Source organism: Aristaeella hokkaidonensis, assembly GCF_018128945.1.
GTDB lineage: Bacteria > Bacillota > Clostridia > Christensenellales > Aristaeellaceae > Aristaeella > Aristaeella hokkaidonensis.
Genome location: NZ_CP068393.1, coordinates 1,301,431 through 1,323,344 on the forward strand (window position 1 = coordinate 1,301,431; position 21,914 = coordinate 1,323,344).

At 56.4% G+C, this 21,914-nt stretch carries 21 protein-coding genes and 1 other annotated feature; of the genes, 2 read left to right on the forward strand and 19 right to left on the reverse strand.

The window, feature by feature from the left end; translation table 11 throughout:
* Window positions 1-18 precede the first annotated feature (18 nt).
* The 19 genes from tpiA to JYE49_RS06040 all read right to left on the reverse strand — a co-directional run bounded on the left by tpiA (window position 19) and on the right by JYE49_RS06040 (window position 20,257).
* Window positions 19-771, reverse strand: coding sequence for a triose-phosphate isomerase (tpiA, locus tag JYE49_RS05950; protein ID WP_093958543.1), 753 nt, complete (start codon window positions 769-771; stop codon window positions 19-21).
* Window positions 772-968: 197 nt separating this feature from the next.
* Complete coding sequence (locus tag JYE49_RS05955) at window positions 969-2,171, reverse strand: phosphoglycerate kinase (protein WP_179217460.1); 1,203 nt, start codon at window positions 2,169-2,171, stop codon at window positions 969-971.
* A gap of 275 nt (window positions 2,172-2,446) precedes the next feature.
* Window positions 2,447-3,478, reverse strand: coding sequence for a sugar-binding transcriptional regulator (locus JYE49_RS05960; protein WP_093958544.1), 1,032 nt, complete (start codon window positions 3,476-3,478; stop codon window positions 2,447-2,449).
* A 226-nt stretch (window positions 3,479-3,704) separates the two neighbouring features.
* Window positions 3,705-4,850, reverse strand: coding sequence for a tRNA uracil 4-sulfurtransferase ThiI (gene thiI, locus JYE49_RS05965; RefSeq protein WP_093958545.1), 1,146 nt, complete (start codon window positions 4,848-4,850; stop codon window positions 3,705-3,707).
* A gap of 17 nt (window positions 4,851-4,867) precedes the next feature.
* Entirely contained in the window at window positions 4,868-6,019 is a 1,152-nt protein-coding gene (locus JYE49_RS05970; RefSeq protein WP_093958546.1) for a cysteine desulfurase family protein, read from the reverse strand.
* A gap of 3 nt (window positions 6,020-6,022) precedes the next feature.
* Window positions 6,023-6,553, reverse strand: a complete 531-nt coding sequence (locus JYE49_RS05975; protein ID WP_143754558.1) for a DUF6106 family protein — start codon at window positions 6,551-6,553, stop codon at window positions 6,023-6,025.
* A 231-nt stretch (window positions 6,554-6,784) separates the two neighbouring features.
* Window positions 6,785-7,660 (reverse strand): polyprenyl synthetase family protein, encoded by an 876-nt coding sequence (locus JYE49_RS05980; protein ID WP_093958548.1) that lies wholly within the window; start codon window positions 7,658-7,660, stop codon window positions 6,785-6,787.
* The gene (xseB, locus tag JYE49_RS05985; RefSeq protein ID WP_093958549.1) at window positions 7,657-7,884 is read right to left on the reverse strand and encodes an exodeoxyribonuclease VII small subunit; all 228 of its coding nucleotides are present in this window, start codon (window positions 7,882-7,884) and stop codon (window positions 7,657-7,659) included. The genes JYE49_RS05980 and xseB overlap by 4 nt, the downstream gene beginning before the upstream one ends.
* Window positions 7,881-9,149, reverse strand: a complete 1,269-nt coding sequence (xseA, locus tag JYE49_RS05990) for an exodeoxyribonuclease VII large subunit (protein ID WP_093958550.1) — start codon at window positions 9,147-9,149, stop codon at window positions 7,881-7,883. The genes xseB and xseA overlap by 4 nt, the downstream gene beginning before the upstream one ends.
* Window positions 9,146-9,994: a bifunctional methylenetetrahydrofolate dehydrogenase/methenyltetrahydrofolate cyclohydrolase FolD gene (gene folD / locus JYE49_RS05995; RefSeq protein ID WP_093958551.1), complete on the reverse strand. Its 849-nt coding sequence runs from the start codon at window positions 9,992-9,994 to the stop codon at window positions 9,146-9,148. The genes xseA and folD overlap by 4 nt, the downstream gene beginning before the upstream one ends.
* A 427-nt stretch (window positions 9,995-10,421) precedes the next feature.
* Window positions 10,422-11,393 (reverse strand): tRNA (adenosine(37)-N6)-threonylcarbamoyltransferase complex transferase subunit TsaD, encoded by a 972-nt coding sequence (locus tag JYE49_RS06000; protein WP_093958552.1) that lies wholly within the window; start codon window positions 11,391-11,393, stop codon window positions 10,422-10,424.
* Window positions 11,390-11,845 (reverse strand): transcription antitermination factor NusB, encoded by a 456-nt coding sequence (nusB, locus tag JYE49_RS06005; protein ID WP_093958553.1) that lies wholly within the window; start codon window positions 11,843-11,845, stop codon window positions 11,390-11,392. The genes JYE49_RS06000 and nusB overlap by 4 nt, the downstream gene beginning before the upstream one ends.
* Window positions 11,846-11,850: 5 nt before the next feature.
* Complete coding sequence (locus JYE49_RS06010; RefSeq protein WP_093958554.1) at window positions 11,851-12,186, reverse strand: DUF2273 domain-containing protein; 336 nt, start codon at window positions 12,184-12,186, stop codon at window positions 11,851-11,853.
* A complete protein-coding gene (amaP, locus tag JYE49_RS06015) occupies window positions 12,183-13,175 on the reverse strand; it encodes an alkaline shock response membrane anchor protein AmaP (RefSeq protein ID WP_093958555.1) in 993 nt (330 codons plus the stop codon). Before amaP ends, JYE49_RS06010 begins: the two co-directional genes overlap by 4 nt.
* A gap of 95 nt (window positions 13,176-13,270) precedes the next feature.
* Window positions 13,271-13,906, reverse strand: a complete 636-nt coding sequence (locus JYE49_RS15210) for an Asp23/Gls24 family envelope stress response protein (RefSeq protein ID WP_346763142.1) — start codon at window positions 13,904-13,906, stop codon at window positions 13,271-13,273.
* 67 nt (window positions 13,907-13,973) lie between these two features.
* Window positions 13,974-15,758 (reverse strand): aspartate--tRNA ligase, encoded by a 1,785-nt coding sequence (gene aspS, locus JYE49_RS06025; RefSeq protein WP_093958556.1) that lies wholly within the window; start codon window positions 15,756-15,758, stop codon window positions 13,974-13,976.
* 325 nt (window positions 15,759-16,083) lie between these two features.
* Entirely contained in the window at window positions 16,084-17,346 is a 1,263-nt protein-coding gene (gene hisS, locus JYE49_RS06030) for a histidine--tRNA ligase (RefSeq protein WP_093958557.1), read from the reverse strand.
* A 295-nt stretch (window positions 17,347-17,641) separates the two neighbouring features.
* On the reverse strand, window positions 17,642-18,976 hold the full coding sequence (gene aspS, locus JYE49_RS06035) for an aspartate--tRNA(Asn) ligase (RefSeq protein WP_093958558.1): 1,335 nt from the start codon (window positions 18,974-18,976) through the stop codon (window positions 17,642-17,644).
* Window positions 18,977-19,255: 279 nt separating this feature from the next.
* Complete coding sequence (locus JYE49_RS06040) at window positions 19,256-20,257, reverse strand: peptidoglycan-binding protein (protein ID WP_283399483.1); 1,002 nt, start codon at window positions 20,255-20,257, stop codon at window positions 19,256-19,258.
* 564 nt (window positions 20,258-20,821) lie between these two features.
* Window positions 20,822-20,950, forward strand: a sequence feature (ribosomal protein L10 leader region).
* A 24-nt stretch (window positions 20,951-20,974) separates the two neighbouring features.
* Between JYE49_RS06040 and rplJ the strand changes: the two genes are divergently transcribed.
* Together rplJ and rplL are read left to right on the forward strand one after the other, a co-directional pair.
* Window positions 20,975-21,475: a 50S ribosomal protein L10 gene (gene rplJ, locus JYE49_RS06045; RefSeq protein WP_093958559.1), complete on the forward strand. Its 501-nt coding sequence runs from the start codon at window positions 20,975-20,977 to the stop codon at window positions 21,473-21,475.
* Between the two features lie 56 nt (window positions 21,476-21,531).
* Window positions 21,532-21,906: a 50S ribosomal protein L7/L12 gene (gene rplL, locus JYE49_RS06050; protein WP_093958560.1), complete on the forward strand. Its 375-nt coding sequence runs from the start codon at window positions 21,532-21,534 to the stop codon at window positions 21,904-21,906.
* Window positions 21,907-21,914 lie beyond the last annotated feature (8 nt).

Below are 21,914 nucleotides of genomic sequence, written 5' to 3' on the forward strand. Positions count from 1 at the left end.
CTTTTCATATCCTGAGGATTATTTGTCGTAGTTGACAACCTGGCTGAAGTCAGGAGCCTTCAGGCTGGCGCCGCCGATCAGGCCGCCGTCGATTTCGGGCTGAGCCATGAGACCCTTCACGTTCTTGGGGTTCATGGATCCGCCGTACTGGATACGGACCTTGTTGGCAGTGCCCTTGCCATACTTGCGGGCCACGGCGGCACGGATGACGCCGATGGTCTCGTTTGCCTGCTCATCGGTGGCGGTCAGGCCGGTGCCGATGGCCCAAACGGGCTCGTAAGCGATGATGATCTTGGCAACCTGTTCCTTGGTCAGGCCGTTCAGGCCGATCAGGGTCTGGTATTCAACCAGCGCGTCGGTGTAGCCGGCTTCGCGCTCTTCCTTGTTTTCGCCCACGCACATAATGACCTTCAGGCCGGCTTCGACAGCGGCCAGCACGCGCTGGTTCACGGTCTTGTCGGTTTCGCCGAAGTACTGGCGGCGCTCAGAGTGGCCGATGATGACGTATTCCACGCCGCAGGCCTTGAGCATATCAGCGGACAGTTCGCCGGTGAAGGCACCGCTCTTTGCCCAGTGCACATTCTCAGCACCCAGCTTGATCTTGCTGCCCTTGGCGGCTTCCTTCACAGCGGCAAAGTTCACCGCGGGAACGCACACCACGACATCACAGTTGGCGTCCTTCACCAGGGGCTTCAGCTCGGTTACCAGAGCCTTCGCCTCTTCGGGCGTCTTGTTCATCTTCCAGTTACCGGCAATAATCGGTTTACGCATTGTTTTCGTCTCCTTATCGATTCAATTAAGCAAGTAGCAACGTGTCCCCGGGAGGAGATTCTTCGACGCGCTCACTATGTTCGCTTGCTCAGAATGACATCTATACGCTATGAAAAATCCATTGCGTTTACTTTGTCATCCTGAACGGAGCGAAGCGGAGTCGAAGGATCTCCCCGCCCGCAGGCGACGTTAAACTCTTATTTCTCGTCCAGGCAGGCAACGCCGGGCAGGGTCTTGCCTTCGAGGAACTCGAGGGAGGCACCGCCGCCGGTGGAGATGTGGGTCATCTTGGCGCCCAGGCCCATCTGTTCAACAGCCGCAGCGCTGTCGCCGCCGCCGATGATGGTCACAGCGTCAGAATCAGCCATCGCCTGAGCGACAGCCAGGGTGCCCTGAGCCAGAGTGGGATTCTCGAACACGCCCATAGGTCCGTTCCAGACCACGGTCTTGGCGGTCTTCACGGCCTCAGCGAACAGCTCGCGGGTCTTGGGTCCGATGTCCAGGCCTTCCACGTCAGCGGGGATCTTGTCGGAGTCAACCACGCACACATCCACAGGTCCGTCGATCGGATCCGGGAAGCCGGCAGCGCACACGGTGTCGATGGGCAGAAGCAGCTTCACGCCCTTTTCGGCAGCCTTGGCCATCATGTCCTTGCAGTAGTCGATCTTGCTCTCGTCCAGCAGGGACTTACCAACTTCGTAGCCCTTCGCCTTCAGGAAGGTGAAAGCCATACCGCCGCCGATGATCAGGGTGTCAACCTTTTCCAGCAGGTTGTTGATCACGTTCAGCTTGTCTTCGATCTTCGCGCCACCCAGGACAGCAACGAAGGGACGATCAGCATTCTCCAGGGCCTTGCCCATGATGGACAGTTCCTTGCCGATCAGATAGCCGGCCACGTTGGGGCTGGTGTAAGCGGTGACACCGGCGGTGGAGCAGTGAGCGCGGTGGCAGGAGCCGAAAGCGTCATCCACGTAAGCGTCAGCCAGGGTCGCCAGATCCTTGCTGAAGGCTTCGCCGTTCTTGGTTTCTTCCGCACGGAAGCGGGTGTTCTGCAGCAGCACCACGTCGCCGTCCTTCATGGCGGCAACAGCAGCCTTGGCGTTCTCGCCGACCACGTTGTCGTCATTGGCGAAAACGACGTTCTGACCCAGCAGCTCGCTCAGGCGGACAGCCACAGGAGCCAGGGAGAACTTTTCTTCCGGACCGTTCTTCGGCTTGCCCAGGTGGGAGCACAGGATCACCTTGCCGCCGTCAGCGATCAGCTTTTTGATCGTGGGCAGAGCCGCAACAATGCGCTTGTCGTTCGTGATCTTGCCGTCCTTCATGGGGACGTTGAAATCGCAGCGGACCAGTACCCGCTTGCCTTTTACCTGAATGTCATCAACCGTCTTCTTTGCCATGATTTTATCTCTCCTTTTCTTATTGGATACTTGGTTATATTGTAAAGCCTGAAGGCTTAACAATCAAATTTTGGAATTCACAATTCATAATTCATAATTCATAATTCACAATTATGTTTTGTGAACCTCTCCCTCAATCCTATCGATCAAAAAGATGTCATTCCGGGAAACCGAACGGAGTCGAGCAATCCCTTACTACGCCGAAGGTGCTGTCGATACTTTCCCGACTTCTTCCAATCCTTCATAACCTACAATTATGAATTGTGAATTATGAATTATGAATTCGTCAGAATGCTAAGCATTCTTTCAGCAGCACCCTGATCCGTCACCAGCAGGTAGTGCCTTGTATGCCGCAGGATCGAAATAATCGCTTCTGCCTTGGAAGCGCCCGCCGCCGCAGCGATCATCCGGCAGGTGGGTTTCAGCTTCGCCAGGTCAACACCCACGTTCGTGGACTCCATCAGGCACTTGCCGTTCAGGTCATAGTAAGCACCGAAGCTCTCGCCCTTTGCGCCCTGGTGAATCAGGCTGCTCTGCACCTCATGGGGCAGCCTGCGCTGTTTCATCATCCCGGAAGCCGTGCCGATGCCGTGAAGGATCACGTCCGCCCGCTCCAGCAGTTCCATGGCCTCGCTGACCTCAGGCAGCTTCAGCATTTCCTGCAGAGCCGCCGCATCCAGCGTATCCGGCAGGTGGATCAGCCGGTAATGGCCGCCCAGCTTGCCCGCAATCTCTTCCGCCAGGGTGTTGGCCTGGATTTCAACGGTCCGGCCGAGGCCGCCCCGGGCAGGCACCACCATGACGTTCAGCGGCGTGGGGCTCTGGATGCTCCGGGCCACCGCGGCGATTGTCCGTCCGCCGGTCACCGCCAGCGTGTTGCCGTTTACCAGGATGCTCCGCAGTCTTGCCGCGCAGATCCGTCCAACATCGGACAGCACCTGCTCATCCTCGTCCGCGTTGCCGGGGGCAATCAGCACCCGATCCACAGGCAGCAGCTCGCAGAGCTTCTTCTCCGTCTCCGTGAGACCGCTCATGGCCTTGGAGAAAGCACGGGAGGTTTCCAGCACCTCTTCCGCCTTGCCGGAAAGCGACATGCCGGAAGCGTCCAGGTCTACATATCCGAGGTCCTTCAGGATGGCCGCGGTATTGCGGATTTCCCGTTCCGGAAGATTCAGCTTGGCAGCCAGCTGACGCCGACCGACCGGCTGCAGGGCTGCGATCCGCTCTAGGATCAGTGCCCGCCGTGTAATCTCGTCAATCAGATCGGGAGCAAGTTTGCGCATCAGGGTAATGAATCCTGAGTCCATCTGCTCGCCTCCTTCTGACTGGCGGGACGATTTTTGCCCGCAAGGGTGAATTGTGTCCCAAAGAAGATTTTAACACAGAAACTGACGCTTTACAAGCAAAAAAGAGGGGTTTTTGAACGATTTTTAGTCAAAAAACGCTTCAAGCCAATTTTGGACACTGGGGACAGTCCCCGGTGTCCAAAAAAAGAAAAAGTGGACACTGGGGACTGTCCCCAGTGTCCACTTTTCAGACGCGGATCATCTCGACGCCGTCCAGTGCCCGCTGAATCAGTTCCTCGCTGTCCAGCCTTGCCTCGCCCTCCAGGATTTTGTCCATCTTCGGGTGGGTAGCAGGATGCCGGGGTGTGAACACCGTGCAGCAGTCCTCATAGGGCAGCTCAGAGATCTCCAGGGTGCCGATCTTACGCGCCACATCGATGATCTCACTCTTATCAAAGCCGATCAACGGCCGGAACACGGGCATCTCCACCACGGCGTTGGTGGTGCCCAGGGCCGTCATGGTCTGGCTGGCCACCTGGCCGATGCTCTCACCGGTAATAAGGGCTTCGCTCTCGGTATCCTTCGCGATCCGCTCGGCAATCCGCATCATATACCGGCGCATGATCAGGGTTGTGTATTCTTCCGGGCACTTCTCGTGGATGGCCATCTGGATCTCGGTGAAGGGCACCACATAGACCTTGATGCCGCAGCAGCTGAAGGACAGCTTCCGCGCCAGGTCCAGAACCTTTTCCTTCGCCCGGTCAGAGGTGTAAGGATAGCTGTGGAAGTGCACCGCGTTGATCTGCACACCGCGCTTGGCGATCATCCAGCCCGCCACAGGGCTGTCGATACCGCCGGACAGGAGCAATGTCGCATTGCCGTTGGTGCCCACAGGCATGCCGCCGACGGCGGGAATCACCTTCACATACAGATAGGCCATATCCCGGATTTCGATGTTCACCAGGTGCTCCGGATTGTGCACGTCCACCTTCAGGTCAGGATTGGCCTGCAGGATCCGGTAACCAACCTCCTCATTGATCGCCATGGAGTTCATGGGATAGCGCTTGTCCGCGCGGCGGGCATTGACCTTGAAGGTACCCTTCAGGTCTTTTGCCATTTCCACCGCCTGGGCGCAGATGGCCTCAAAGTCCTCCTTGGGCATCTCCACGGCGGGACACACACTGTGCACGCCGAAGACCTTCGTGACCCGGCTGATGCACTCCTCCAGGTCGTTGAAGCCCCGGACGAAGATCCGCCCGTCATGCACCCATACTTCAGCGCCCATGCCGCGAACCGCGTAACGGACCTTACGGACCAGGGCCCGGATAAAGTAAGGGCGATTCAGGCCTTTGAGAAAGATTTCGCCGTAGCGAACAAGTAATAAGTTCTGCATTGTTTAACCCCTTTTCCTTACCTTCTCACAAACTTCTTCAGCATATTATAATGCTTCACCGCACACTCAACAGCGTAATCAATCTCTTCCTGCGTGGTATCCGCGCAGAGGCTGAAACGCAGGGAGCAGTCCGCCTGCTCCGTGCTGACGCCCATGGCCTTCAGCACCGGCGAAATCTTCTGTTTCCGGCTGGCGCAGGCGCTGCCCGCGGATACATACACTCCGTCGCCTTCCAGCGCGAAGAGCATGGTCTGGCTCCGCACCGGCATCAGGGCAACGTTCAGGATATGAGGTGCGCAGGTCTCCGGGCTCTCTTCCGGCCCGTTCACCTTCGCTTCCGGAATCTTCTCCATCAGCTGGGTCCGCAGGCTGTTCTTCAATGCCCGCATCCTGGCGTTCGCTTCCTGATCCCAGGTCCTGACCGCCTCACCCAGGGCGATAATCCCGAAGGTGTTCTCCGTGCCGGACCGGAGGTTCCCCTCCTGTCCGCCGCCGAACTGCACCGGACGGATCGGATGATCCTTCCGCACAATCAGTGCGCCGGTTCCCTTCAAACCATGGATCTTATGCCCGCTGAAGGCATAGGACTGGATGCCCAGCTTATTGAAATCCAGCGGCACTCGCAGGAACCCCTGGACGCCGTCCACATGGATGGCCGCACCAGGCGCCTTCGCGTTCCGCAGCTTCACAATCTCCTGTAGCGGCTCTATTGCGCCGGTCTCATTGTTCACCTGCATAACGGAGATCATCAGGACGTCCTCATCCAGCATCTCCTCCAGCTTTTCCAGGTCCACCGACCCGGTTTTCCCCGCCGGAATCTCCTCCACCGTGTGACCCATCTTCCGGATCTCATCGGTACAGGCCGATACCGCCGGATGCTCCACAGAGGAAATCAGCACCCTGCCCGGCTTCCGCCGGCTCTTCAGGTGCCCCAGCAGCGCCAGGTTGTCCGCCTCGGTACCGCCGGAGGTAAAGATAATCGTCTGCCCGGCAGCACCCGCTGCCTTCAGGCAGATTTCCCGCACCCCGTCAATCTTCTTCTGGATCTCCAGGGCAGGCTTATATAAAGCGGATGGATTATACCATCCGCTTTCCAGCATTTCGCTGACCACCGCCGCGACAGCCGCGGACGGCTTGGTCGTAGCGCTGTTGTCCAGATACGCCTTCATTGCTTACTCCCGATACGCTCCGTTGGGCAGGTACTTACGGATATAGCTGACCATCTCTTCGCTGGGCTCCAGGATGATCATCTTCTTGTCGGAGTCCTTGGTGAAGTAGAAGTAATACAGCTCCGCTTCCCGGTTCAGGAACCAGTTCATCCGCTTGATGCCGGGCATGTTCAGATACCGCTGGAAGGTAGAGGAAGACACCTTGCCGAAGGCTTCCACGTTCCGCACGTTCAGGCTGCCCAGGCTCTTACGCTTCTTGTTGTTGTACACTTCCGCGAAATCCAGCGCGCCGTTGGTGAAAGTATATTCATACTCCGTCAGCAGCTTATCATGGAAGAAGTAAGTGTACACCGCGACGCCGCCGGTAATCACGATCAGGATGACGGAGAACCAGCTGAAGTTGGTAGACAGCGTGCCCAGCGTCATACTGGCGATAATGGCTGAAAACACAATGATGATCCAGCTGAAGTAATACAGGGCCCGGTTCAGTCCGTTCTTGTGCTTAACCACGACTTCTTCCAGAAAATGATCCATGAAAGGCATAGGATTTTCCTCCAATTCGTGATTCTGAAAACAGAATCATGAATTGAGGAAAATCAATTCAGAATTCAGAATTCAGAATTCATAATTATATATGGTTTACCATTCCATCAGGGGCATATTCAGGAAACCCTTTCCATGCTCCAAATACCCTTAATCAAAATTCATCAAGTTCACACTCCATAATTATGAATTATGAATTATGAATTGTGAATTATGAATTCGTCAATTCTTCCGGGACGTCATGCTCTGAGCAAGATCCCTGAAGAATGCCGTGTCATAAGGCAGCTTATCCAGCTCCGCAATGGCCAGCCCTACCTGCTCCGCGGCGTCCTTTTCCGTGCCTTCCACGCCCTTTAGGGCGACCCAGGTCATCTTGTCCAGTGCCGCGTCCATACCGGTGTTCTTGCCCAGCAGGGCCGCGTCTCCGATCACGTCCAGCAGATCGTCCGTCATCTGGAAAGCCAGACCCAGGTGCAGGCCGTAATCATGGGCCGCCTTGATCTGGTGCTCATCCGCCCCGGCCAGCGCCAGGCCGGCCTCCATGGGGGCCTCCAGCAGATCCGCCGTCTTGTGGGCGTGGATATAGGACACCAGGTCTTCCCGGGGCTTTTCGCCCTCAGAAAGCACGTCCCTGGTCTGCCCGGCAATCATTCCTGTCACGCCTGCATGGCGCATGATGATCTCCAGTGCCCGGATGCCCCGGGTATCCGCCATTTCCACCGCCGTGCGGGCCATCAGCTCCGCCGCGGCATTCAGCAGCCCGTCCCCGGCCAGGATCGCCAGATCCTCGCCGAACACCTTATGGTTCGTGGGCTTGCCCCGGCGCAGGTCATCATTGTCCATCGCCGGCAGGTCGTCATGGATCAGGCTGTAGGTGTGGATCATCTCGATGGCGCAGGCAAAGGGCAGCGCCAGCTCGGCATCCCCGCCGGCCATCTCACAGGCCGCCAGCAGCATCACCGGCCGCAGCCGCTTTCCGCCGGCCTCCAGGCTGTAGCGCATGGCCTCCAGCAGCCGTTCCGGAATATACCCGAGGGATTCCAGCATCGGCGCCAGGGAATGCTCCACCAGGGCCTGGTACTCCGCATACATCTTCATGCTTCTTCTCCCGGAGCGTTCAATGGCTGCTCCCCGCCGTCCTGCAGCACAGTGAGCCTGCGGTTCATGTCCTTCAGCTCCTCATCCAGCGCGGAAAGGGTTTTCATGCCCTCCTCGAACTGCTTTACCGAATCCTCCAGGGGCAGCTTGCCCTCCTCGATCCGGCTGATGATTTCCTGCACGTCCTGCAGCTTTTCCTCGAAGCTCTTCTTTTCTTCGCTCATACTGTTCCCTTTCCGGTCACGGCCACCCTGCCGTCCGCAAACTGCAGGGTCATCTCTTTCCGGGTCTTCGCTTCCTCAGCCCGGGTCAGTATCTTCTCTTCCTGGTCATATACCAGGGCATATCCCCGGTTCAGCACCGCCAGCGGGCTTACCGCCGTCAGCCTCTCCCGTAGCCTTGCCGCGGTATGTTCCGCGTCCTTCATCCGTCCGGACACCGCCAGCTTCAGGGCGTTCCGCGCGTCCGCGGTTCCCTTTGCGGCATTCTCCAGCCGGGTGCCGATAGCGCCGCACAGCTGAAGCTTCAGCAGCTCCCGCCGGCTTTCCAGCAGGGCAATCCGTTTTTCCGGCGACAGGGCCGACAGCCGCTGCCGGAGGCCGGTGAGCTTCAATTCCGCCTTACGAATCTCCGTCGTTTCCGCCCGGGTCAGCGCCGACCGCATCAGGTTCACCCTGCCCTGCAGCTCCCGGCTGTCCGGGAAGACGATCTCGGCAGCGTTGCTTGGGGTTGAAGCCCTCACGTCCGCCGCCAGGTCACACAGGCTGGTATCGATCTCATGCCCCACACCGGAAACCACAGGCTTTTCGCTTGCGGCCACCGCCCGGGCCACGATTTCATCATTGAAGCACCACAGGTCCTCAGCGGATCCGCCGCCCCGGGCCACGATGATCACGTCCGCATCCGTCTCATTGGCTTTCCGGATGCCTTCCGCGATCTCCTTGCCCGCCCCTGTACCCTGTACGGTCACGGGAATCAGCACGATCGGGATGGCCGGGCACCGCAGCGCCGAAACGTTCAGGATATCATGCAGCGCCGCGCCGCTCTGGGAGGTGACCACCGCCACCTTCCGGGGCTTCATCGGCAGCTGCCGCTTCCTTCCCGGATCAAAGAGGCCTTCGGCCGCCAGCTTCTGCTTCAGCTCCTCCAGCTTCACGTACATATCGCCCAGTCCGGCAGGCCGCAGCCCCGTCACGATCAGCTGCATCTTGCCCTGGGGCGCGTAGAAATCCACATACCCCTCAGCCAGCACCTGATCCCCGTCCTTCGGGCGGATCTGCGCCCGCAGGTTGGCATTCCGGAACATGGCGCAGCCGATGGACGCCTGGGCGTCCTTCAGGCTGAAGTACCAATGGCCGCTGGCGATCTGATTCCTGAACCCGCTGACCTCTCCCCGGACCAGGACACTCCGCGTCCGCGGATCCCTCCGGACTGCTTCAGAGATAATCAGGTTCAGCTCCGATACGCTCAGGCCTGCTTCATTCGTCACTTAAGCATCCTTTCCGCGGCTTCCACGGTATTCATCAGCAGCATCGTAATCGTCATCTTGCCGACGCCGCCCGGCACCGGCGTAATCCAGCCGGCAACCTCCTTCACCGCGTCATAGTCCACGTCGCCTTTTACCTTGCCGTCCACCCGGTTGATGCCCACGTCAATGACGATGGCACCGGGTTTCACCATATCCGCCGTTACAAAGCCGGCCTTGCCGACGGCCGCCACCAGGATATCCGCCCGGCGGGTATGCTCCGCCAGGTTCTGAGTCCGGCTGTGGCACATGGCCACCGTGCAGTTCTCCTTCAGCAGGAGCATGGCCATGGGCTTGCCCACGATGTTGCTCCGGCCGATAACCACGGCTTCCTTGCCGCTCAGGTTCACGCCGGTGGATTTGATCATATGCAGCGCGCCCCGGGGTGTGCAGGCCACGACGCCTTCCGTACCGGTCAGCATGTGTCCGGCGTTGATCAGGTGGAAACCGTCCACGTCCTTCTCCGGCAGGATCTTTGCCAGGGCCGCCTGTTCGTCCAGGTGCTTGGGCAGGGGCAGCTGCACCAGGATGCCGTGGATCGCGCTGTCCGCGTTCAGCTCTTCAATAGCAGCTTCCAACTCTTCCTGGGTGGTCTCCGCCGGCATATTGATGGTCCGGGAATACATCCCGACTTCCGTGCATCCGTTTCCCTTGTTCCGCACATAGATCTCACTGGCAGGATCGTTGCCGACGAGGATGACCGCAAGACCGGGAGTGAGGCCGCGCTCCTTGAGCGCGGTCACGCGGGAGGCAATCTCCAGCCTGAGGCTTTCTGACATGGTTTTTCCACTAAGTACTTGAGCTGACATTATATTTCCTCCCGCGTTTCTTTTAATTCATAATTCATAATTCACAATTCATAATTGTGAATGGTTTAACCTTGTAATCCGGATCGATCAGGCTGTCATTCCGAGCAGAGAGGGCGAACCTCTGAGGGCAGCCAGTGGCTGAAATTCCGTCAGAGGTGGGGTTCGTAGCGCCTGGAGAAAGAGCCAGTGGCTCTTTCTCAGCGGAGAACGGGCGGCAGCCCTGGGCAACCAACCGAAAGGGAGTGAGCTCCACAGTGTGGAGTCACGACCATTGAGGTTGCGGATATCCCTTGATAAATCGGCTGCGATTCCGGACTGTAACAATAATACGTAACGTATAACTGTCATTTCGACCAAGGCCGCAGGCCGCGTGGAGAAATCTCGTTCTTCTTAGCCGGTTCCACAATCCATAATTGTGAATTATGAATTATGAATTGTGAATTTTATATTTGGCCGCACCGATCAATGCAACTCCCACCGCATTGTCTCCGGACATCTCGGGGCGGCCAAATATGATTTCCGGCACGCCTCGTGTCTTTCTGCGACGGTCTTCCATCATTTCCCTCAGCAGTGCCGACGCGGCAACACCACCAGTCACCAGTGCCTTCTTCAGCCCGGTCTTTTCACTCCCGGCCTTCAGCATCCGCACCAGCGTTCTTGCCAGCAGGTCGTAGATCTCCCGGGCGATATCCTCCCGGGGCATCTTCCCGGTCGCAATCCACTGCTGCACCTTCGTCTCGGCGCCGCTCAGGTGGCAGGTCACGTCTCCGTTCGCCAGGCTGCATCCCAGCAGTCCTTCGCTCTTTCCCTGCACTGCCAGCTTCTCCAGCTCCTCCCCGGAGGGAAACGGCAGCCCCATGGCCACTCCGGCCCGGTCCACCAGCTGTCCCGCATGCAGATCCGCGCTGCCGCCGATCTGCGTCACGTGCTCAGTGTCCATCACCAGCAGGTCAGTAGTCCCACCCGATAAATGAACCGCCAGCAGGCGGTCCTCATTCTCCAGGGCGGTTCCGTTGAGCGCAGCCGCCAGATGCCCCCGTTGGTGCGTCGTTTCGAAGAACGGCACGTCCAGCGAAGCCGCCAGCATGCTTCCCACCGTGAATCCCACCTGGAACACAGGCATATAGGAATCCTCTCCGTCCCGGGGCTTGGTGCTCGCCGCGACGGCTGCAATCGTCCGGCCCTTCATGGCTTCCCGCAGGGCAGGCTCGCTGTCCCGCAGCTGCCGGATATGCGCAAAAACGGCGTCGCTCTGGCGAAGTCCCCGCTCCCCGTTTGACACGGGCAGCAGCTCCCGGTGATTGACCAGGATTTCTCCATCCAGCGTGACCGCCGCCACCGAGGTTCTGTAATTGCTGGTATCGAAGCCGATGACTACCGGCGTTCCGTCTTTGCTCACGCCTGCGCCTCGTGCTCCCGCAGGATCGTGCCGAGAATGCCGTTCACAAACGCCTTATCCTCCGGATCGGAGAAGCGTTCCGTCAGCTCCAGCGCTTCAGAGATGGAAACATTGCCGGGCACATCCTCCGCATAGAGGATCTCCCAGACCGCCAGCCGCATGATCGTCAGGTTCACCAGCGAAATCCGGTCAATGCTCCAGCCCTTCGCGGTGTTCTGCTCGATCAGCTCATCGATCTCTTCCCTGTGGGCCAAGACGCCTTCCAGCGCGGCGGTGATATAATCCCGGTCCTCGCCATCCGGCTCTTTCCGGCCGATATGCTCCACGCCGGGGAGACCGTCCTCCCGCAGCTCGTCATAGACCATCTTCAGCGTATCCTCGCCGCCCTGGCCTCCGGAGATCTTCTCAAAGATCATCTGCATGGCAGCGACACGCGCAGTCGTTCGGGACATCTGTATTACTCCTTATCGGTTTTCTTCTCAGCAGTCTTCTTTACGGTCTTCTTCTCCGGCTTGGGTTCCGCTTCCACAGCCTGTTCAATCACAGCCTGTTCCCGCTTCAGTTCGGTCTTCAGGTCGATCACCTTGACTTCCTTGTCGGGGATCAGCTTGTTGGCAGTCGTCTTCATGAACTCGCGCTTGTTTTCCACTGTGCCCAGGAAATATCCCACTCCGAACAGCACGCACAGCAGCAGGGTCTTCCAGAAACCGATCAGCATCATCAGGGCTCCGATGCCAACCAGGATTGCACCCAGTATCAGCCCGCACAGGGGCGTACCTTTCTTCAGGTTCATTTGTCTTCGCTTCCTTCCTTTGTTTCTTCTTCAGGCTTTTCCTCAGCCTTCTCTTCGGCCGCTTCGGCCTTTTCTTCCACAGCCTTTTCCGCTTCTTCAGCGGCGGCTTCGGTAATCTCTTCCTTTTCCGGCGGCATCGGCATCACGCAGGGCTCCTCATAGCTGGAGAACAGCCGCTGATGCATGGGCCGGTCGTCTTCCTCCTCGGGGGCTTCCTTCTTCAGCTGCTCCGCCGCAACGACCGCAGCCTCGGGAACCACCACCGTGGGTTCTTCTGTTTCTTCCTCATTTTCCGCTTCGGCCGGTTCGGGCTTCGGAATCTCCGCCGCGATGGTTTCCAGCTCCTCGTCGGTGATTTCCTCTGTCTTTTCCTCAGCGTGCTCCACGGGCTTTTCTTCCTTTACGCCGCTGGAGGGCAGAGCCCGGGCCGTCGGCGCTTCGATGGCGTACAGGGATTCGGTCGCTTCCGGACCGGAAGACTCAATCTGTACGCGGATATCCTTTACTTCCACACCGCTGCAGGCAGTCACATACTGCTTGATCTGCTGCTGCAGGGCGTCCACGGTCAGCGGAATGCTCACGCCGCCGGCCACCGTGCCGCGGATGCGAATCAGCAGTCCGCCCTTCTGGTTTTCCAGCCGGACAGACTGTACGTTCAGCTCCTTATGGGGATCCAGGCACTTCTGCACCATGCTCTCCATGGCTTTCAGGGAAATGGACAGTTCACCGTTCTCGGTCTTCTGCATGACGAACTTGTCGTGCCTGCTCCTGTGACGGAACAGGATCAGCACGCAGTAAACACCAAGAACCAGCAGCAGTGCCAGGGCAACGATCAGCCAGATCCTGAGACTTTCATCCGCCAGCAGGCGGCCGGCCCAGGCAACTACGTTCTTATTGAAAAACAGCTGTGCGGCCAGTGCGGCGCAGCCCGCCAGAACCAGCAGACCCGCGACCGCGACCAGGATTCTGTCCAGAATACGGATCTTCACGCGTCATACCTCCTTTTGTCCCCTGCTTCCCGGCATAAAAACACCGGCCTTTTCAGGGAAAAAAGACAGAGGAATTCCTCCCCTGTCAGACAATGTCAGTCTTCCGCGGCGGGCTTGTCGGCGGGTTTATCCGCGGCTTCCGCTTCGGGTTTCTTTTCAGCCTTGGCTTTAGGCTTGTTCACCTTGGGAGCAGGCTTCTTCACCGGCTCCTTGGCAGCGGGCGCTTCTGGCACGGGTTCGGGAGCGGGCTTCTCTTCCTTCTCCTTCTCCGGCAGGCGGACGGGTTCTTCCACCTCACCGGCAGCCAATACAGCCTGCTGGGCGCCTGCCTGCAGGGCCTTCTTGTCCTGCTCGAAGCTGACGCTCTGCACATGCACGTCCACACGGACCACATGCAGGCCGGTCATGGACTCAATCGCCTTGCGCACGTTTTCCTGCGCGTCGGCAGCGGCCCGCTGGATCGGAATGCCGTATTCCACGATGACGTAGAGGTCCACGGCCACCTCTTCGGTGCCGACTTCAACCTTTACGCCCTTGGTGACATTGCGGTTCTTGCTCATGATGCTGCCGCTGACGGTGCACATGCCCGCGATGCCTTCCACCTCGTTGGCCGCCAGGCCAGCGATGATAGCCACCACCTCGTTATTGTAGGTGATGTTGGAAGAGGGCGTCAGGTCTTCCATATTCTGCGGAAGGGTGGCACCCGTCTTTTTATCAGTCTTCACTGCCATAAGATCATCCTCCTTATCGGCGGAGTTCTAAATCCTAAATCCCAGTTATTATACCAGAATCCGCGCATTATGACAACTGCTCGTCCTCGTCCTTGACGATGGCAATATGCAGTTCATCCAGCTGTTTCTGCTCCACGGTGCCGGGGGCGCCCATCATGATATCCTGGGCGTTCTTGGTCATCGGGAACGGGATAACTTCACGGATGGTCTCAGCGGCGGCCAGCAGCATCACCATGCGGTCCACACCGGGAGCGATACCGGCGTGCGGCGGCGCGCCGTAGCAGAAGGCGTTGTACATGGCCGGGAACTTGGACTTCACGTCCTCCTCGCCCAGGCCCACCAGTTCAAAGGCCTTGATCATGATCTCCGGATCATGGTTCCGCACCGCGCCGGAGGACAGCTCCACGCCGTTGACCACCAGGTCATACTGGTAAGCGGTGATGGACAGCGGATCCACCTCGCCGCGGGAAGCCTTTTCCAGGATTTCCAGGCCGCCGTTAGGCATGGAGAAGGGATTGTGGCAGAACTCCAGCTCGCCGCTTTCCTCGCCGATCTCGTACATCGGGAAGTCCACGATCCAGCAGAATTCGTACTTTTCCTTATCCATATGATCCGGGCACATTTCGCCCAGCTTCTTGATCAGCACGCCGGCAGTCTTCTGGGCCGCGCCCTTGCTGCCGGCGCTCAGCGCCACAAAGGTGTTGGGCTTCAGGTTCAGTGCGCTGATGATCTCTTCCTTGTTCTCCTGCAGGAACTTGGCGATACCGCCGACGATCTCGCCGTTCTCGTCCAGGCGGAACCAGTAGCTCTTGTTGCCGCTGACCACTTCCACGTCCGCAATCAGCTTGTCGATCTGCTTGCGGGTGGCATTGAAGTTGGTCACCGGGATCGCCTTGATGATATTGCCTTCGAAGGGGCCGAAGCCGCACTTGCCCAGCAGCGCCGTCACGTCCGTCACGGTCAGGTCAATGCGCAGGTCGGGCTTGTCGCTGCCGTAAGTTTCCATTGCTTCCAGGTACGGAATGCGGCGGAAGGGCGCGGCGGACGCGGTATTATAGGTACCGTACTTTGCAAACACCGGAGGCAGCACGTCCTCGATGACAGCGAACACATCCTCCTGGGTGGCAAAAGCCATTTCCATATCCAGCTGATAGAACTCGCCAGGGCTGCGGTCGCCGCGGGCGTCCTCATCGCGGAAGCAGGGAGCGATCTGGAAATACTTGTCGAAGCCGCTGGTCATCAGCAGCTGCTTGAACTGCTGCGGAGCCTGGGGCAGAGCATAGAACATGCCCGGATGCTTGCGGGCCGGCACCAGGTAGTCCCGGGCGCCTTCCGGAGAAGACGCGGTCAGGATCGGCGTGGTGATTTCCAGGAAGCCGTGGGCAGTCATGGCCTGGCGCAGGGCGCTGACCACATTGCAGCGCATGATGATGTTCTTCTTCACGTCCGGATTGCGCAGATCCAGGTAGCGGTACTTCAGCCGGATGTTCTCATCCGCCTCGGTGCTGCGGCTGATCTGGAACGGCAGCGCGTTATACCGGCACTTGCCCAGCACGTCCACGCTGTCCGGCACGACCTCAATGTCGCCGGTATCCATCTTCGGGTTCTTGCTGGCGCGCTCCCGCACCGTACCGGTGACAGAAACCACGCTCTCCTTGTTCAGGTTCCGGAAAACCTGCAGGATCTTCTCATCCTCCACCACCAGCTGCGTATAACCATAGAAGTCCCGCAGCACAATGAAGGCCAGGTTGCCGCTGACCTCACGAATGTTTTCCATCCAGCCGCTCAAACGGACCTGCTTGCCGGCATCTGTTAAACGGAGTTCGTTACATGTATGGGTACGGTACTGCATAAAACATTAATTCTCCTTCGTAGAATTAATAATGATATGTTGCTTCGCAACATGATATATTTGCTTAACGCAAATATGATATTTTCGGCTTCGCCGAAAGTGATATGTTCGCTCCTATGAGGAGCGAACGTGTTAGTTACTCCACCAATTATCTTTGCGTCATGATTTATCCATAACGCTATGATTGTCATTTCGACCGACCGAAGGGAGTGGAGAAATCTCCTCCCGAGGACACGCCCCCTATAGAATCGTTTTATCCCATGCCCTAACGTTCTGGAAATGTCATTCCGAGCGTAACGAAGTGGAGTCGAGGAATCCCTTGATATTATTCCTTCATCTCGCGAATCGCTTCAGCCGCTTCACTAACAGGTACGGTCTTCTCCGTGCCATCCGCCATCTTCTTCAGCTTCACGAGACCCTGGGCCGCCTCATCATCACCGATGACCGCGGTCACGGGCGCGCCGGTCTTATTGGCAAACTTGAACTGGGCCTTCAGGCTGCGTCCGCAGTGATCCATATCCGCCTTGATGCCGGCAGCGCGCAGCTGTTGCACCAAGGAGAAGGCATGCTGCTTGTTCTCACCCATGTAGGTAACAAACACTTCATACCATTCCGGCTTCGGAATCTCAACGCCTTCCGCCTCCAGCAGCATCAGCACGCGCTCCTCGCCCATGCCGAAGCCAACGGCCGGAATGCTCTGGTCGCCGATTTCCTCCACCAGGTTGTCATACCGTCCGCCGCCGCAAACCGTCAGCTTGCCGTCCGGCGTTTCGGTCACAAGTTCAAACACGGTCTTGGTGTAGTAGTCCAGGCCGCGGACAATCCGGGGATTGACGCGGTACGGAATACCGCTGCCGTCCAGGCACTTCTTCAGCTGCTCAAAGTGATCCTTGCACTCATCACACAGCAGATCCAGCATGCTGGGCGCGTCCTTGGTCAGCTCCTGGCAGTGCTTTTCCTTACAGTCCAGCACGCGGAGCGGATTCCGCTCAAAGCGTTCCTGGCAGGTGGGACACATTTCGTGGATCCGCTCTCCCAGGAATTCCTTCAGACGCTTATGATACTCCGGCCGGCAGTTCCGGCAGCCGATGGAGTTGATTTCCACGCTCAGGTTTCCAACACCCAGATCCTGCAGCAGATGATAGGCCGTCAGGATCAGCTCCGCATCCACGGTAGCTTCCTTCGCGCCGAAGCACTCCATACCAAACTGGTGATGCTCCCGCAGGCGGCCGTTCTGAGGATTCTCATAACGGAAGTGGGGTGAATAAATATAGTACAGCTTGCAGGGCAGCGGCTCGGCATACAGGTTATGCTCCAGGAAGCTGCGCACAGCGCCGGCTGTGCCTTCCGGCTTCAGGGTGACAGAACGCTTGCCCTTATCCTCGAAGGTGTACATTTCCTTCTGGACCACATCCGTCGTATCCCCAATGCCGCGCAAGAACAGTTCCGTATGCTCGAAAACAGGCGTGCGTGATTCACGATAGCCAGCCAGAGCGGCGGCCTTGCGCATCTTGTCTTCGATGAATTGCCAGCGATAGCTGTCAGCGGGCAGTATGTCCCGCGTCCCCTTGGGTGCCTGAGTTAACATGGTGACTTTCCCCCTTAAAAATATACAGAGAAAATTATAGCACAATGTTTCCTTACAGGAAAGTGAAATATCGGCTTCCAGCCGATATGAAATATTTGACTCCGTCAAATGTGAAATATGCGGCCAACAGGCCGCATATGATATATACTCTTGTTCTCTTTTCAGGCAGTTTAAGTAATTATCACATCCGCCGACAGGCGGATATTTCACATGGTGTCGCTTGCGACGCCATATTTCACATTGGCCGCAGGCCAATATTTCATATTCGTCGAAGACGAATATTTCATTTACATCCTTACGGTGTCAGCCTTGTCGGTCCTCTGAATATAAACATGGCTTCCTTGATCGGCAGGCCCAGAAGCAGCATGGTCAGCCGGTCCACGCCGATGCCGAAGCCGCCGTGGGGCGGGCAGCCATAGGCGAAGAACTCGAGATAGAACTCCACATCCTTGTCCAGGCCCTTTTCCTGCGCCTGCTTCTTCAGCACATCATAGCGATGTTCGCGCTGGGCGCCGGTGGTGATTTCCACGCCGCGCCAGATCAGGTCATAACCCTGGGGCACGCCGTTCTCATCCCGCATGTGATAGAAAGCCCGCTTTTCCGCGTCATAATCGGTGACGAAGAGGAACTCGTGGTTATAGTGTTTCTTCACCCACTCGTAGCTGAGTTTTTCCGCCTCGGTTGTCAGGTCACCCTTTTCGGACTCCGGCACGGAATAGCCGAATTCCTTTTCCAGCGCATCATACAGATCCCGCAGTTTCACCACCGGGAAGGGCGTTTCAGGCACGATGACTTCCTTACCGAAGAGTTCCTGGATCTGGTCACCATAGGCTGCCTTCACTTCGGTCAGGGCCGCCTTCAGCAGTTCCTCTTCCATCTTCATCACGTCACGGAAAGAGGTGATGTAGCTGAACTCCAGGTCGAAGCCGGTGAACTCCGTGGTGTGCTTGCTGGTAAAGGATTTCTCCGCCCGGAACACAGGGCCGCACTCAAAGATCCGCTCAAAGCCGGCGGCCATGGCCATCTGCTTATAGAACTGGGGACTCTGGGCCAGGTAGGCCTTCCGGTCAAAGTATTTCACCTCAAACACGTCGGCGCCGCTTTCGCTGGCCGCACCGATCAGCTTGGGCGTATGAATCTCAATAAAGTTCTTCTTCAGCAGGTATTGCCGCAGGGCATTCACCAGCACGGTCTGCGCCTTGAACATCAGCTGGTTCTCATCCGTGCGCAGGTCAATCCAGCGGTAGTCGATCCGCTGGTCAATGCTGGAGCGCTCCACGGCCTGCTTTTTCTTGGTGGCCGGGATATCCTTGCGGACGATTGGCAGGGCGTTCGCGATGCTTTCCACCAGGATTTCGTCCGGCAGGATCTCGATGCCGCCCATCTTTACATACTCGTTCTTCACAGCTTTGCCGGATACGGTGATCACAGAATCCTGGGTAATGGTATCCACGATCTCCGCCAGCTGAGGATTCGGCTCTTTCTCCAGGGTGATCTGGATCTTGCCCGTAATATCCTTCAATACAATAAAAGCCATGGCTTTGCTGTTGCGGATGTTTTCCACAAAACCCTGGACTTTCACTACTTCATCAATATGCTGTCCGACTTCCTGAGCATATACCCGTTCCATCTGTTTTCCCTCCGAGCTTGTTAAATCTGCTAGAAATAATAAGCTTCCAGGGCTTGTCTGTCAATCAAAACAGTTAAATTAAATATCGGCCTGCGGCCGATATGAAATATTCAGGCTTCGCCTGAATGTGAAATATCCGGACTAACGTCCGGATGTGTAAGTTACTCTTCTGCTATGAAGGTAAATATCACATGCGACGAAAGTCGTATATTTCATATTGCGAAGCAATATTTCATTTAAAAGAAAAGATGAGCGCTTTCACACTCATCTTCCTTATTATTACCACGAATGTTTCATTGCTTCTGCTACGCAGTTCTGGTGCATTTCATCCACTTTCTTGGTTCCGTGGGTCTTGCTGCCGTAGAAGTGAATGCAGAAGTGTCCGTCAAAGTTGTTGTCCTTGATGGTCTGTGTTCCGTGGGGCATTCCATTCATGGAAGCCGCGTACACATGGCCGTCATACTTTACCAACACAGCCCGGCGCTTCCAGCTCCAGTGACCGTAGATGTCCTTCATGGTCGAAGTATCGTCCTTGCTGTTCGGCTCGGCGTCCAGATGATTGGCGCCACTCCACCGCTTAGCGGTGAATACCTTTCCGGTCTTGATGTCCTTGACCTTGAAGGTCGCGCCTTTCGGGATCTTGCTGCTGCCGCCGTTAAACCAGTTGAGCCGTTCCGTCTTCAGCGTTCCGTCTGAATCAGAACCGGAGGTTTTGCTGTCCGCTTTCTTCGCGTCAGAGGAGTTCAGCTTCGCCAAGGTTTTCTTTCCGCACTTGCCGTCGTCATCCAGTCCGTTGCGTTTCTGGAAATTCTTTACGGCTTTCTTTGTGCCATTTCCGTAATCACCATCAATACTGCCGGAGTAATACCCCAGCTTCTTCAGTTTCTTTTGTACCTTTTTTACAGCGTCCCCTGTATCGCCCGGACCGCAGGTACCATCAGATTTCTTGTTTTCTTCTTTTTTATCAGTCTTTTTATCAGACTTCTTGCTGTCGTCAGATTTATTGGATGATTTGGAATCGTCCGATGAAACCTCAACGTATTTCTTACTGACATAGCCAGTATCTTTTCCGATGGATACTTTGTACCAGCCTCCCGAGGTATCGTTGATGGTGATTTTGTCCCCTTCATGCAGCACACGAACCACATCACTTTTGGAGTCCGCTTTCTCACGCATGTTCAGGGCGGAAGCTGTCACTTTACCGGTCTTGGCGAGGGCAGCATAGAATGGGAGCATACAGAGAAGGATCGTAAGAATGGTTACGATCTTCCATTTCTTCATTCCGCTCACCCACCTTCCTAGGATAATTCATGGTTATTTTATTACAAATATATTAAGATGTCAACATTGTTCCGTAAAACATATTCACACATTTGTCTCTATCTACGCTATATATAGCGTTTTGGCGATTTATCTACACAATTTTCCAAAAATATCTGGCAATTATTCTCCCATATATTACAAATTCATGAAATGATGCATGTAACACTTTCCCCTCGACTCAATATCTCATTTATATAGAAGAGTCTCTATCGCATCCGACGTCAGTCGGATATTTCACATGTGTCGAAGACACATATTTCACATTGCGGCCCTGGCCGCAATATTTCATGCAGCGCAGTATGCGCTGTATTTCATTCACGGAACCAATAATTAATTCCCCCGCCCATCTGCCAGAGTCTTTTTTGCTGTTATCTGCGCTCAGCTTTTTCGATTTAGCGCCACTAAACCTTCAAAATCTGGGCTTGATCCCAACAAAAAACTCATCTGGCATCTGACGGACTCATTTAATTATTGTTTCCTGCCGCTTGACTTTCTTCAATATGTATGTTATTCTATGTCCCGGTTTCGAAGAAACCAGTGCCGTAGACAGCCGGTATCGCAAGATTTAAAGGGGTTTCCCGCCTGCCGAGGTGTAAGTGGATTTCGTAATTATTCCCTTGCGCCTGCACGCAAGGGTTTCTTTAATTTCAAGCCAGGAATGAGGTGCGCAAGAAGATGAGCGCGAATCTGGAAGCAAAAAAGCAGGTCGTTTCTGACATTGTTGAGAAGCTGAAGAATGCCGAGTGCATGATGGTGGTTTCCTACAGCGGTCTGACCGTTGAACAGGTGACCGAGCTGCGTAAGCAGTGCCGTGAGAGCGATGTTCACTACTGTGTTCTGAAGAACCGCCTGGTGAACCGTGCCCTGCAGGAGCTGAATATCGAGGGTCTGGAGAGCCTGCTGGAAGGCCCCAACGCCTTTGTGTTCAGTGACAAGGACGTGACTGCCGGTCCCAAGATCATTTCTCAGTTCATTGAGAAGAACAAGCTGACCTCCCTGGAAATCAAGGGCGGCCTGATGGGCACCGAAGTAATCGACGTCAAGGCCATCAAAGAACTGGCCGCTACCCCCAGCCGGGAAGAGCTGCTGGCCACCATGGTGGGCTGCCTGGTCTCCCCCGTATCTGCCCTGGTTTCCGTTCTCGAGCAGATTGCCGAGAAGAAGGAAGCTGCCTGATGACAACAGCGGCCTAGAAAGAGCCGCATGACGAAAAAAAATGGAGGAAAAAGAAAATGACTAATCAGGAAATTCTCGAAGCCATTGAGTCTATGACTCTGCTTCAGGTTAAAGAACTCGTTGACGCTATGAAAGAAAAGTTCGGCGTGACCGGCGCTATCGCCGTTGCCGGTGGCCCCGCTGCCGGTGGTGCTGCTGCCGCTGCTGAAGAAGAAAAGACCGAATTCGACGTCGTGCTGAAGGATGCCGGCGCTGAGAAGATCAAGGTCATCAAGGTTGTCCGTGAAGTCGTTTCCGGCCTGGGCCTGAAGGAAGCTAAGGACATCGTTGAGTCCGCTCCCAAGACCATCAAGGAAGCTGTCTCCAAGGAAGAAGCCGAAAAGATCGCCGAGCAGTTCAAGGCTGTTGGCGCCACCGTCGAAATCAAGTAATTTCACAT